General features: G+C 30.8%; 13 protein-coding genes and 1 pseudogene. All 14 read right to left on the reverse strand.

All coding sequences use genetic code 11. The features are described 5' to 3' along the window. Nucleotides 1-687 (reverse strand): annotated as a pseudogene (locus tag AJN64_RS02525) (highly acidic protein); the annotation flags it as partial. 56 nt (nt 688-743) lie between these two features. Next, on the reverse strand, nt 744-1,511 hold the full coding sequence (fliR, locus tag AJN64_RS02530) for a flagellar biosynthetic protein FliR (RefSeq protein ID WP_002859266.1): 768 nt from the start codon (nt 1,509-1,511) through the stop codon (nt 744-746). After that, on the reverse strand, nt 1,498-2,133 hold the full coding sequence (locus tag AJN64_RS02535) for an ABC transporter ATP-binding protein (protein ID WP_002870701.1): 636 nt from the start codon (nt 2,131-2,133) through the stop codon (nt 1,498-1,500). The genes fliR and AJN64_RS02535 overlap by 14 nt, the downstream gene beginning before the upstream one ends. Before the next feature lie 12 nt (nt 2,134-2,145). Beyond that, complete coding sequence (gene tsf, locus AJN64_RS02540; protein ID WP_002866193.1) at nt 2,146-3,219, reverse strand: translation elongation factor Ts; 1,074 nt, start codon at nt 3,217-3,219, stop codon at nt 2,146-2,148. Continuing rightward, nucleotides 3,219-4,010 carry a 30S ribosomal protein S2 gene (gene rpsB, locus AJN64_RS02545; RefSeq protein ID WP_002853455.1) on the reverse strand — a complete coding sequence of 264 codons (792 nt, stop codon included), beginning with the start codon at nt 4,008-4,010 and terminating at the stop codon, nt 3,219-3,221. Before rpsB ends, tsf begins: the two co-directional genes overlap by 1 nt. A gap of 115 nt (nt 4,011-4,125) precedes the next feature. Continuing rightward, nucleotides 4,126-5,289: an SAM-dependent methyltransferase gene (locus tag AJN64_RS02550; protein WP_002861892.1), complete on the reverse strand. Its 1,164-nt coding sequence runs from the start codon at nt 5,287-5,289 to the stop codon at nt 4,126-4,128. A 127-nt stretch (nt 5,290-5,416) separates the two neighbouring features. Further along, entirely contained in the window at nt 5,417-6,541 is a 1,125-nt protein-coding gene (locus tag AJN64_RS02555; RefSeq protein ID WP_053872767.1) for a cytochrome c1, read from the reverse strand. Continuing rightward, complete coding sequence (locus AJN64_RS02560; protein WP_002852758.1) at nt 6,538-7,788, reverse strand: cytochrome b; 1,251 nt, start codon at nt 7,786-7,788, stop codon at nt 6,538-6,540. Before AJN64_RS02560 ends, AJN64_RS02555 begins: the two co-directional genes overlap by 4 nt. A 1-nt stretch (nt 7,789) precedes the next feature. Then, complete coding sequence (gene petA / locus AJN64_RS02565; RefSeq protein WP_002852880.1) at nt 7,790-8,293, reverse strand: ubiquinol-cytochrome c reductase iron-sulfur subunit; 504 nt, start codon at nt 8,291-8,293, stop codon at nt 7,790-7,792. Between the two features lie 89 nt (nt 8,294-8,382). After that, nucleotides 8,383-9,669 carry an arsenic transporter gene (locus tag AJN64_RS02570; protein ID WP_070240415.1) on the reverse strand — a complete coding sequence of 429 codons (1,287 nt, stop codon included), beginning with the start codon at nt 9,667-9,669 and terminating at the stop codon, nt 8,383-8,385. Continuing rightward, nucleotides 9,670-11,529, reverse strand: a complete 1,860-nt coding sequence (gene mnmG, locus AJN64_RS02575) for a tRNA uridine-5-carboxymethylaminomethyl(34) synthesis enzyme MnmG (protein ID WP_052949273.1) — start codon at nt 11,527-11,529, stop codon at nt 9,670-9,672. Nucleotides 11,530-11,616: 87 nt separating this feature from the next. Further along, nucleotides 11,617-12,114, reverse strand: a complete 498-nt coding sequence (gene cetB / locus AJN64_RS02580) for a bipartate energy taxis response protein CetB (protein ID WP_002861897.1) — start codon at nt 12,112-12,114, stop codon at nt 11,617-11,619. Nucleotides 12,115-12,131: 17 nt separating this feature from the next. Next, the gene (gene cetA / locus AJN64_RS02585; protein ID WP_002861898.1) at nt 12,132-13,511 is read right to left on the reverse strand and encodes a bipartate energy taxis response protein CetA; all 1,380 of its coding nucleotides are present in this window, start codon (nt 13,509-13,511) and stop codon (nt 12,132-12,134) included. 118 nt (nt 13,512-13,629) lie between these two features. Next, entirely contained in the window at nt 13,630-14,124 is a 495-nt protein-coding gene (cetC, locus tag AJN64_RS02590; RefSeq protein WP_002861899.1) for an energy taxis response protein CetC, read from the reverse strand. Nucleotides 14,125-14,325: the final 201 nt, after the last annotated feature.

Here is a 14,325-nt window from a genome sequence, read left to right on the forward strand (position 1 = left end):
TTCTAAATCTTCATCATTTTTATCATCTAGTTCATCTAAACTAGGCTCAGTATCCAAAGCTGTATGTTCTTGGCTTAAGTCTTCTTTTTCGCTTCCGCCATCTTCCAAAGTTAAATCTAAATCAGTTTGAATGTCTTCTTGATTCTGTTCTTTAGTTGTTTCTTGTTCTAAATTTTCATCTTCTAAATTTTGAGTTTCTAAAGTTTCGTTTGCATTATCATCTTGCGCATCATCATCAAAACTCAAATCTTCCATTCCATCTGAATTTATATCTAAAGAATTTTCATCAGGCAAATCATCTAAATTTAAATTATCTAAATCCAAGCTTATATCAGCGTAAGGATTTTCATCATTGCTTAACATTGGCAAATCAATAGATGTATGTTTGTTTGTATCTTTATTATTAAGTAAATTTAAAAAATCTGTAGGTAAAAAAGGTTTTTGTAAAATTTGCGCATCTATATCTTCTACATTTTGGTTTCGCGGAGCTAAAAAAATCAATCTATCACATTTTTCTTTAAGAATTTTTAAAGGTGCTGGAGTATCGCTATCTACAACAATCACATCATAATTACCCAAATTTTCACTATAAGCATTAAGTTCTTCAAAATTATAAGACATTTTTTTAGCACTAAGGCTTACAAGTCTTGAAACTACAGGGTTTTCATTTAAAAGTAAAATTTTCATCACTTTAATCCTTAAAAAATAATCACTATTTTACGATAATTTCATTTATCCTTTCCTTAGGAGAAAAAAAGAGTTTGCATATGAGTAAAAAGTTCTAAAATTAAATTTTTAAAATATTGCATCATAACTAGTAAAATAGCAATCAAAACTACAAAGCCTAAAGCTATCTTTATAGGATAGCCAATAACTAAAAGATTAAATTGTGGCATTGTTTTCATCAAAAGTCCAAAAATAACATCGGCTAAAAGTGAAATTCCAAGTATGGGAAAGCTCATAGTAAAACCTATGATGAAAATATTAAACATACCCATATTTAGATAATGCATTAAATTCTCATGCGGATAAAATCCACCTAAACTAATATAACCCAAAGAATGACTTAAAAACAAAAGCATTAAATGATGACCATCAAAAGCAAGAAAAAACATCAAAGCAAGCAAATTTAAAATTTGTGCCGTAATAGGCATACTCGTTCCAGAACTTGGATCTAATATACTTGCCATAGTAAATCCCATAGTAAAAGCAATCTGCTCACCTGCCATCATAATAATAGCAAAAATAATTTGAAGCATTAATCCTGCTATCATTCCAAAAATCACTTCACTAATAAGCTGTAAAACAAAAAAACTATCTAAATGCAAAGATTCTAATCTAGCCAAAGGATATAAATACATAGTCAAAAATAAAACTATAGTACTTTTTATCACCATAGGAATAGAATTATGTGAAAAAAAAGGAAAAAAAACTATAAGACCACTCATTCTAGCAAGAAGCAACATAAAAGTTACAACATTTTTATCGCCTAAATAATTAACAAATTCCATTGGCGTTTATAGTATAAGTTTTATCACAAAAACTTGCAAGCTTGCTATCGTGAGTTACAAAAAATAAAGCTGCATCATTTTCTTTAACATAGGAAATTAAAAGTTCGATAACATTTTTAGCATTATCAAAATCCAAATTTCCAGTTGCTTCATCAGCAAAAATAATCTTTGGTTTTTTACAAAGCACGCGCGCGATACTCACACGCTGTTGTTGTCCGCCGCTAAGCTTTCCTATTTTTTGATGTAAAAGCGTATCAATACCTAATCTTTTTAAAATTTTCTCATCTAAATTTTGACCCGATAAAACACTAGCAAGTTCGATATTTTCTAAAGCTGAAAAACCTTTAAAAAGATAATGTGTCTGAAAAATAATACCAAAATCATAACGGCGAATTTTTAATCTTTCGTTTTCATCTATCTGATAAAGACTAGAACCTTTAAAAAAAACTTCACCTTTTTTTGGAATTAATAAGGAAGAAAGTATATGCAAAAGAGTAGATTTGCCACAACCGCTACTCCCTTGAATAGCAATGCAATCTTTAGTATTTAAAGCAAGATTTAAACCCTCAAAAAGCGGATAATCAAAACTATGGCTTAAATTTTCCGCTCTTAAGAGTTCCATTATTAACCGTTTTTAAAGTTGTGCAGCAACTTCAGCCGCAAAATCTTCAGTTTTCTTTTCTAAACCTTCGCCAACTTCAAAGCAAATAAATTCGACAATTTTAATTTTTCCGCCAAATTCTTTTTCTTTTTCGGCAATTACTTGTTCTACGGTTTTTTTATCATCCATTACATAAAACTGACCCATTAAAGTAAGTTTGCTATCAAGTTGAGAATTATCTGCTATAAAGCTATTCATTTTACCTGGGATAATATTGTCCCAAATTTTTTCAGGTTTACCTTGAGCTTTAAGCTCTTCTTTGATTTTTTCTTCAGCTTCTTTTAAAATTGCATCGCTTAATTGTTTGCGACTTGCAAATTGAGGAATTTTATGTTCAGGTTTATTTGGATCTTTAAGTCTGCGTCTTTCTTCATTTTCTTTTTCAAGTTCAGCAACCAAGGCTTTGTATTCATTTTCAACAAAAGTCATATCCAAATCTTCATAACTTAAATAACTTGGTCTCATTGCTGCAATATGCATACAAATTTGTCTTAACAAATCTCTTGATTTTGAAGCCACTTCAGCGCTATCGCAAGCTGCAGCAATCACAACACCAACACGGCCATTTGTATGGATATAACCATTTACAACGCCGTTAGCACCTGCTTTTAAAGTTGCAAATCTTCTTACAACTAAGTTTTCTCCTATAGTTGCAATTTGACTTTTTAAATATTCTTCAAATTTTACGCCATTGATTATGCTTGAATGAAGTTCTTCCACACTTTGTAAGCTATTACTTTGAATATGGGCTGTGGTATCTTTTGTTAAAGCGATAAACTGATCATTTTTTGCCACAAAATCTGTTTCGGAATTAATCTCACTTACAGTTGCACTTGTAAAATCATCACTTACTTTTACACTTACTAAACCTTCTGCAGCAAGTCTATCTGCTTTTTTAGCAGCCTTACCTAAACCTTTTTCTCTTAAAAGTTGTACTGCTTTATCAAAATCTCCATTAGTTTCACTCAAAGCATTTTTACAATCCATCATCCCCGCGCCTGTACTTTCGCGGAGTTCTTTTACCATTGCAGCAGTAATTTCAGCCATTATTCTTGCTCCTCACCGAAGTCTTCTTCGCTCATCGCTTCATCTAAAACTTCTTTTTTCTCTTCATCGGTGATTTCTTTTTCTTCATTTGCTAAAGCTTCGCCATCTTGTTCTCTTAAAGCTTTTCCTTCATTAATCGCTTCAGCCATTTCTTGGCAGAAAAGTTGCACTGAACGGATTGCATCATCATTTCCTGGAATAGGATAAGTTACCAAGTCAGGATCGCAGTTTGTATCTAGTGGAGCTACAACAGGAATTCTTAATCTATTTGCTTCTTGAACAGCAATTTTTTCTTTTACTGTGTCAATAACAAAAATCATATCAGGTTGAGTTTTCATATAACGAATTCCACCTAAATAAGCTAATAATTTTTCTTTTTTTCTTGTAAGCATTAAAGCTTCTTTTTTAGTTAAAAGTTTAATACTTCCATCTTCTTCCATTTTTTCAATTACTTCTAATTTTCTAATTGATTGGCGAATGGTACCAAAATTTGTCATCATACCGCCAAGCCATCTATGATTTACATAAGGCATACCGCATTTTTCAGCGTATTCTTTAATCGCTCCACCTGCTTGTTTTTTTGTCCCAACAAAAAGTATAGTTTTTCCTTCAGCAGCAGCGTCACGAACGATATTATAGGTATATCTAAAATATCTTAAAGTTTTTTGTAAATCAATTACATAAATACCTTTTCTCTCGCCAAAAATGAATTTTTTCATCTTTGGATTCCAGCGTCTTGTTTGGTGTCCAAAATGCACACCGCATTCTAATAAATCTCTCATACTAACCATGAGTTTCTCCTTATAAATTTAGCTTTATTCCTCCACATCCCTTAATTTACACAAGCTAAAAAGGATTGATGTGTGTGAAATGAAGCTAAGATTTTATCAAATTTAAGTTTAGTTTTTACTTATATATATAGTCCTTGGTAAGACTTAGATTATTATTGATTTCTTTTGTGATTAAAAATTGAAACAAATCCACGCTTCCAACACGAAAAGCAGAGGCACAAGAACGAAGGTACAAATCCCACATTCTTATAAATTCTTCATCATATTTTTCCCTTACCTTGTCTAATACTTTGTTAAAATTTTCATCCCATAAATCTAAAGTTTTTGCATAGTGCATTCTTAAACTTTCTGCTAAAAGAAGATGAAAATCCCACTCGCTCATAGCACTTACAACCTCTCTTAAAGAAGGTAAATATCCTCCTGGAAAAATATATTTATCTATCCAAGCATTTGTTTTTCCTTCAAACATGGCTAAAATAGAATGTAAAAGCATAGAACCTCCAGGTTTTAACACTTGTTTTACTTTCATGAAATAAAGTCCTAAATTCTCTTTACCTACATGTTCAAACATACCCACAGAAACAACTTTATCAAAATAATTTTCAAATTCTAAATCTTGATAATTTTGAAGTCTTATTTCTATTTTATCTTCAAGACCAAGTTCTTTTACTCTTTCCTTAGCTTTTTTACACTGCTCCTCTGAAATAGTAATTCCAACAACCTTAACTCCATACTTTTGAGCCGCCATAATAGAAAGCCAACCCCAGCCACAACCTATATCTAAAAGCTTTTCTCCTTCTTTTAAATCAAGTTTTTTAAGGGTATGTTCTATTTTGTTAATTTGAGCTTCATAAAGAGTATTATTAGGCTCTTTAAAATAAGCGCAAGAATAGCTCATAGTATCATCAAGCCAAAGCTTATAAAAATCATTACCTATATCATAATGACTTTTGATATTTTTACTTTCTTGCTTTTGAGTTATTTTACTCAATACATCTTTTTTGGTTTTAAAAAATTGCTGATTAGAAAAATAATATAATACCCTAGCCATTTCATCATAATCGCCCTCTATGTCAAGTTTTGCCTGCATATAATGTCTTGCAAAAACCAAACTTGTATCACCAAATAACTCCAAAAAAGGAATTTTTTCTTTAAAAATTAAAGAAAATTTAGCAGGTTTGTTTCCGATAAAAAATTCTTCTTTATCCCAAAAAACAACTCTAAAATCCCCATAATCCCATTTTTTTAAAATAGATTTGATTAAAGTTTTTTCTAACATAAAATACTCCTAAATTCTAAAATAATTATATTTTGAAGTATCTCTCTTTAAATATTAAAAATTAATAAAAATGAAGAAAAAATAAGATTTTTGCCATTATCATTAAATAATGGCAAAAAATGTAATATTAATGTAATTTAGACCAAACAGAACGCTTCCAACCTATAGCAAAAATACTTAAAATTACAAAGAATATCATTACATAAATTCCTGTAGTTTTTCTTTCTTCTTTTTTGCTATCACCCACTTGATCAATATAAGATACAACCTTAGCCTGTGCAGCTTCTGTTAAACCTACTCTTGGCATAGCGGTTCCTGGAAGAAGTTTTTGAGTGTTATTAATAAAATCATGTAAATATTGCTCACCACGAGATCTTATCATCATAGAAAGATCAGGCGGAACAGAACCTAAATAAGTTTTTAAATCATTTTGATTTGATGGAGTAAAAAAGCTATCGTATTTCATATCATGACAACGTCCGCAAGCCTCAATAAAAGTTGCTTTATCTTTAGCAAATTTTATATCTTTTTCCATTAAAGCCGCTTTTTGAGCACTATTTTCCATTTTAGCATATTTTGCCTCAACATCTTTCTTAATAGTAGCATCTTCATTGGTTTCAAATTTAACACTCACATCTTTAAGATAAGCAATTACATTGGCTATATTTGCATTTGTAGCTTCTTCACTTTCTCCTGAAGTATCTTTATTGTAAGCTGTCATAATAAAAGCATCACCAAATTTATGATCTACTTTTAAAGCAAGCGCAGGATGCATAATCAAAGCTGCTAAAAATTTTTCATCAAAAATAGCACCAGCTGCACTAAGATCAGGTGGTATTACTCCCATAGAAGAATCGGTGATATTAGCTGCTATTCCATCTTCTTTTACACCATGACATGCAAAACAGTTATTTTCAAAAAATTCTTTACCTTTTTTTGCATCACCCTTAGCAAAATCGATCTTTGCAACATCTGCCCAAAGTGTTTCAACTTTGCTTAATTCTTCTTTTGCTTTTTCAAGTTCTTTGTTTGCACTCTCTATTCTTTTAGCATCTCCTGAAGCTTGTGCATCTTTTAGAGCTAATTCTTTAGCTTCAACTATACCTTTTGCAAAAGTAGTATCTTCAACAGCAAAATCAAAATTTGCAGGAGCAACATGAGGTTTCATCACTGAATGAGCATAAGGCTCTACCCCCCAATATACAAGCGCAGTAAAAACTACCACAACTAAAAATATTTTTATTTCTCTCATTGTTTAGCTCCTTTTCTCTCCATAATAGTAATAACCGGTAAAACTACAATAAGTAAAAGTAAAAATACTATAGAAGCATAAAATCCTACCCAAGCATTTACACCTGTTGGAGGTAATTTTCCATAAACTGTTAAAACAATTAAATCAATAAGCAATATCCAAAACCAAATGAAAAATAAAGGTCTTTCATGGGCTGGTTTTACAACATCACTTCTATCAAGCCAAGGAAGCAAGAAGAAAATCACTTGAGCAATACCAAATGCAGCCAAACCTATATCAAAAGCTTTAATACCTGCAATATCAAAGAAAAATCCTCTTAAAACTTCATAACTCCATAAGAAATACCACTCAGGATAAATATGAGCTGGTGTTTTAAGCGCATTAGCCGGATCAAAATTAATTGGATCCATTGCAAATTCAAATTTAAAACAGACTAAATAAAAGAAGAAAATCATAAAAAAGCTTATATACATAAAATCTTTTGATAAAAATCCTGGCCAAAAAGGAATCACTTTAGAACCCTTTGTGTCACCTGCCATGTACTTTTCAGCCTCTAAGTCAAAGTCAAGTTCTTCAGAAATTTCATTATTAACATGAGGAATTCTTAAAGAATAGAAGTGAAATGCTATAATAGCAATGATAACTATAGGAAGCAAGCACACATGAAGCATAAAAAATCTTGTTAAAGTTGGATCAGAAACCGCATAATCTCCACGAATCCAAATCACAAGTTCAGGGCCAATAAATGGTATCCCTCCAAAAAGATTAGTGATTACTTGAGCTGCCCAATAACTCATTTGTCCCCAAGGAAGCATATACCCACTAAAAGCTTCAGCAGAAAATACAACAAACAAAAGCATACCGCTAACCCAAATCATCTCACGACCTTTCTTATAAGAACCGTAATAAATTCCTGTTAACATATGTATGTATATAATCAAAAATACAACAGAAGCGGCAACACCATGCATGTGACGCCAAAGCCATCCATAATCCACCTCTTGCATAATAGTCTTATTCACACTATCAAAAGCAAGTGCAGTATCTGGTTTATAATACATTACAAGTAAAAGTCCTGTAACAAAAAGCACTGCAAAAAGAGTGGTTAAAATAACCCCCATTGCCCAAAGAAAGTTAATTTGCTTTGGTATCCAATACTTTACCATTAAAACATCAAGTAGTTTATGTACTGCAAGTCTTTGATCAAGCCAATCTACAAGACCATTAGCTTTTCTAATTTGTGCCATCTTAAGCCTCCGCTATCATTTTTTTATATTCAGGACCCTCTTCGCCTAAAACAAGTTTGGTTCCATCGATCTTAAAAGGAGGAATTTCAAGAGGCTTTGGAGGAGGTCCAAAGACATTTTTTCCACTTGTGTCAAATTCTCCACCATGACAGGCACATTTAAACAATTGCTCGCTTGGTTGGTAAGCAGGTATACAACCCAAATGCGTACAAAGTCCTATAACCACAGTATAAGCTGCGTTATCTACCACAACATCACGTTTTTCATCTTTTGGCATACTCGCATCTTTTTTTAATATAAAAATAGGCTTTTTACGCCATTCTATAGTTCTAAGCTCTCCATCTTGCATTCCTGATAAATCTACTGTAGTAAAACCTGCAGCTTTGACACTTGGAAGTGGATCCCAAGTTTTTTTCATCGCAACAAGCGAGAAAACACCGCCTACAGCAGCTACGCTTCCAAATGCAAAGCCCATAAAGCTTCGTCTACTCTCAGATGTAGCCATAACTTGTCCTTTCGATTTTATTTTTTAACCAAGTTAAAAGTTTATCGAAATTAAAATAAATTTTTTCTTTGTTTAACAAATTTTGATATTTAGACAATAAGAGCAAAAAGAGAAAAAACAAGCACAGGTAAAGTTATCAAAAAGCCAAATTTAGAATATTGCCAAAAAGAAATATTAATGCCTTTTCTAGCCAAAACTCCAAGCCAAAGCAAAGTTGCCAAAGAACCTATTGGCGTAAGTTTTGGGCCTATGTTTACCCCCAAAAGATGCGCATAAATCATCAAGGAATCAAAAGAAAAATTCTCAAAATATTCTTTTAATGCCAAATCGCCGATTAAAACCATAGGCAAATTATTAAACACAGAAGATCCAAAAGCTGAAATCAAAGCCATGCCAAAAATTCCACTCTTATCTTGCATCAAAAAAGCATAGCTTTTAACCAAAATTTCACTCACGCCTATTTTATGTAAAGCAAAAACCACCATATAAAGCCCAAAACTAAAAAGCAAAACTCCATAAGGTGCTTCAAAAAGAATTTTAACACTTTTTTTACCTTGAATTTTTAAAACAATAAGCCAAAAAATTCCCGCCCAAAGCAAAGCAAAAAAACTTATTTTAATATCAAAAATTTCACCTATAAAAAAACTGATCACAAAAAGAAGTAAAAATACTATGCAAAGAAAAAACAATTTCAATGAAATTTGCTCTTTTTTGACTAATTTAAATTCAAGCCTTTTAGGCAAAACTCTCCCATAAAGCATAAAAACCATAACTATAGTAGAAAGCAAAACAAAAAAATTTGGCAAAAACATATTTTTAGCAAATTCTAAAAATTCTATCTTAAAATAATTTGCTGTAATAATATTGGTTAAATTTGAAATAACCAAAGCGTTTGAACTTGCATCACATAAAAAAGAAAGACTAAGCAAAAAAGAACTTAAAATAAAAACATGATTTTTACAATCTTTAAGAGTTGAAAATAAAGCTATAATAATAGGTGTAATGATTAAAATCGCTCCATCGTTAGCAAAAAATGCAGAAAGAAAAAAGACAAAAATCAACAAAAATAACATCAATTTTTTTGTGCTAATATAAATTTTTTCTTGATTTTTCTCTCTAGAAAAATGCAAAATTTTACTCGCAATAAAATCAAAAAATCCCAAAGCTTCCAAGCTAAAAGAAAGAATAATCAACCCAACCAAAGTTAAAGAACTATCCCAAACTAAAGAAAAAACAAAATAAGCGTCTGTAAAATCTACCAATTGAAAAATAAAAACAAAAAAAGCTCCCAAGCTAGAAAATACCCAAATAGGTAAATTCCATGGACGCCAAAAAAGTAAAATTAAAGTAGATAAAAAAATAAAAAAAGCAAGCATTTAAGCTTTTTTCTTTTGCATTTTGATATAAATTTGCAAAATATCCAACGCCGCAGGAGTGATTCCACTGATTTGACTTGCAGCAAAAATAGTTGGAGGTTTATGATGATTAAGCTTTTCTACAACTTCATTACTCAAACCACTTACACTTTTAAAATCAAAATTTTCAGGAATTTTAAGCTCGCTAAGATTTTTCATTTTTTCTACTTGAGCTTTTTGCATACTAATGTAATGATAATACTTTGCCTCATTTAAAATCTCTCTTAAGGAGTAATGATCCATGGTTTTAAACATAGGGTCAAGTTTTTTTAATTTTTCTATATCAAAACTTGCTCTTGCAACAATTTTTTGAAGATTGACTATAGAAGAAATTTTATCTTCTCCTAAACTCTCTAAAAAAGCATTATTTTGGTTATTAGGCGTGAATTCTTTAGAAAGTAAAAATTCAAGTCCTTTTTGAAGATTGTTTGCGATATTTTGTATATAAGTAAAATCTTGCTCGCTTAAAAGCCCTAAATCATAGCCATATTTTCCAAGTCTAAGTATAGCATTTTCTTCCCTTAAAAGCAGTCTAAATTCCGCTCTTGAAGTAAACATTCTATAAGGTTCTTTTGTACCTTTTACTACCAAATCATCGATTAAAACTCCTATATAAGCTTCATCACGCCTTAAAATCAAAGGCTCTTTCATATCTATGCTTAAACTTGCATTGATTCCTGCCATAAAGCCTTGTGCTGCAGCCTCTTCATAACCTGTAGTTCCATTAATCTGTCCTGCACAATAAAGATTTTTAATCTTTTTAAGTTCTAAAGTATGCTTAAGTTCAGTTGGCTCTATATAGTCATATTCTATAGCATAACCAAAACGGGTTATTTTAGCATTTTCAAAACCCTTTACAGAACGTAGCATTTGAGTTTGCACTTCATAGGGCAAAGAAGTAGAAAAACCATTGATATAATACTCCGTTGCATCGATAGTTTGAGGCTCTATAAAAAGATGATGACTTTCTTTGTCGCTAAAACGATTGATCTTATCTTCTATAGAAGGACAATACCTTGGCCCCACGCCTTCAATCTGTCCTGTAAAAAGTGGGGCACGATAAAAATTATTCTTAATAATCTCATGTGTAGTTGTATTAGTGCGTGCGATATAACAAGGAAGTTGAGTAGGATTAAAATTTCTTGAACGAAAACTAAAAGCTTTAGGATTTACATCGCCATCTTGGATTTCAAGTGCGCTAAAATCAATACTTTTTGCATCTACTCTTGGGCAAGTTCCTGTTTTTAAACGCCCCATTTTTAAACCCAAAGTTTGTAGATAATTGCCTAAATTTACTGAAGCAAGCTCCCCTACCCTTCCTGCTTGAAGTTTATTTTCGCCTATATGAATAAGTCCATTTAAAAAAGTCCCTGTTGTAAGTATCACTTTTTTGGCAAAATATGTATTTTCTAAATTTGTTTTTACGCCTTTAACTTCATCATTTTCTACGATTAAAGCATTCGCTTGTTCTTGAGAAATTTCTAAATTTGGAAGTTTTAAAAGTTTATTACGTGCAATGATACGGTACTTATCCATATCAATTTGCGCCCTACTTCCTTGAACGGCTACACCCTTACTTTCATTTAAAATGCGAAATTGTATTCCCGCTTCATCGGTGATTTCACCCATAAGACCACCCATGGCATCAAGTTCTTTTACCAAATGCCCTTTTGCAAGTCCACCTATAGCTGGATTACAACTTGCTGCTCCTATTTGCTCAATCAATGTAGTTAAAAGTAAGGTTTTTTTACCCATTCTAGCAGCAGCAGCACTTGCTTCAACACCCGCATGTCCACCACCTATAACAATGACATCAAACATATTTTGCCTTGAAAAATGTGAATTTTTAAAAGAAAGATTATATAATATTTAGACTTAAAACAAACTCGTTTTAAGCCTAACAAAAATTTATTTAGCTTCTTGGAGAGAGAAAATTAACTCATTATAAGTTTTATCTGCATCTTTGCAGAAATTTTTAAGCATCTCAACACCTTTATTTAAACCTTGTTGCTGTTCTACTCTTAAAAGATCGCTATAAAGGCTTTCTATTGTAGAAATAGCGCTTTTATTTGGCATACGACGAACGGAATAATAGCCTATGATATTATTATTAATATCTATTGATGGAGTTACATTTGCAAAAACCCAGTAGTAATTGTTATCTTTAGTTTTGTTTTTTACGTAAGCAAAAATTTCCTTACCCTCTCTCATATAATCCCATAAATATTTAAAAACAGTTTTTGGCATCTCTTCATGTCTTACTATGTTATGAGGTTTATTTAAAACTTCACCCATGGTATAACCTGCATACTTTAAAAAATCATCATTTGCATAAACTATTTTACCTTTTAAATCTGTTTTAGAAGTAATTAAACTATCTTCTTGTAAAAAAATTTCTCTTGACATTTCCCCACCCTCTTAATTTATATTTTTAATTTTGCTAAGATTTCAGCACTTCTTTGCTCTAGTGATTTAATATCATTTACAATCGCATCATAAGCTTTTTGATCGATATAATCTTGACTTGATTCTTCTATTGCTTTTTTAGCGTTATCTTTTATAAATTCTTTAGCTAAATTTAACTCAGTTTCAGAACTAAGTTCATTAATAACACCTTGAGCTCTCTCATCTTGGCAAAGATTAGAAATTGGATCTACACTTTCAAGATTGAAATTTTGAGCCCCATTTAAATTTAAATATATATTTGATTTATAAAGAATATGATCGATTTTAACCACAGACAAAATCAATCTCTTTGCAAAGGATCCAAAATTAACACCAAGAGCACTACTATTTTCTTCTAGACGTTTAAAAGCTTGAGAAAATTTATTAATTCTTTCTTCAGATTCACTAACAATGTTAAAAACTTGATCGCTGCCACTTTGGATATTTACAAAATCCTGTTGCATAGTCTGAATTGCAATGGAAATTTCACTTGTAGATCTTTGAGTTCTTTCTGCTAACTTTCTAACTTCATCAGCCACAACCGCAAAGCCCCTACCATGTTCTCCTGCACGTGCAGCTTCAATAGCAGCATTTAAAGCTAGAAGATTGGTTTGATCAGCTATATCGCGTATTACTTCAACCACTGAAGTAATATTTTGGGAATTAGCCACAAAAGTTTGCACTGTTTCCTTGCTCGAATTTACAACATCCATTAAAGAACCCATGGCACTTTGCAAAGAATCCACCTCTGAGCCATTTTCTGTAGCTGTATGAGTAATGGCATCAACTGTATCATATACATTTTTCATCATGCTAATATCTTGATTTAATGAGCTAGAAATTTGAGACATATCTTTATTTTGATTTCCAAGGCTTAAATCCATTAAAGTTCTTGATAAAGCATTTTTAAAAGTGGATCTTGCTGTCACTTCTATGTTTGCTAAAGCTTTATTTATAAATTCAATATTATGAGCAAAAATTCCTTTTAAACCTTCAGGCAAAGCCTTACGATAAAATTCGCCTTTTTGGGAACAAGAAATAGAAGTATTAATTTCCCTTAAATAAGCTTCTAGTCCATCAATAGTATTGTTAAGATTATCTGCTATTTCTGCTAATTTTTTGCTTTTTGTTTTTACATAGATCATTCTATTGTCAAAATTTCCTTCTTTTAACTCTCTACAAAGAACCAAAAGTTTATCTATCATTATTTGCTCATCTTTGTGTTGTCTAAGCAAATAAATCATTAAAACAGCGATTAAAATAAAAATTATCACTCCAACATAAATATGAATAAAAATGGCACCTAAAACACCGATAATACTTAGAAAAATAGTTAATAATAATCCATTTTTCACCATAAATTTACCCCTTTATTAAAAATTTTTGAAGTCATAAATTAAAGTAATACTTTAATAATATATTACTTTAAATTTTTAGGCGAAGATTGTACAATAAAAAAGATTAAATATATCTTATTTAGTTATCTTCTTGCAAGTTAAAAACAAGTTCATTATAAGTCATTTTATAAGAACTTACAATATCCATTAAAGCTGAAACTCCAGCATTAATGCCTGATTTTTGCTCTTTTTCAAGTAAAATTTTATAAACTTCTTCAATTATAGGAAGAGATTTTCTATTGGGTGCACGACGAACAGAATAGTAGTTGATGATATCTCCATTGGCATCAAATGAAGCACTTACATTTGCAAACACCCAGTAAAAACTACCATCCTTGGCTTTATTTTTTACAAATGCAAAAATTTCTTCTCCTTTTTGAATATAATCCCAAAGACATTTAAATACAGTACGTGGCATATCTTCATGTCTTACTATATTATGAGATTTATACAAAAGCTCATCGACTTTATAACCTGCATATTGTAAAAAGTCATTATTGGCATAAATGATATTCCCCTTAAGATCTGTTTTAGAAGTAATTAAAGCATTTTCAGACAAAACTATTTCTTTCATAATTAAAACATCCCAATAAAACAAATAAATCAAAAATAGAATTATTACTAATAATAAACAATAAAAAGTATACTAAATTATAAAATTTTCAAAAAATATTTTAAATTTTATAATGTAAATAATGAGAAATTTTGTAACATTTATATAAAAAATTGTCATATCATATAAAAGAAAGTATTTCTAGATTTGTTTTTTTGTTAA

This window comes from Campylobacter sp. BCW_4332, assembly GCF_001763175.1.
Taxonomy (GTDB): Bacteria; Campylobacterota; Campylobacteria; order Campylobacterales; family Campylobacteraceae; genus Campylobacter_D; species Campylobacter_D jejuni.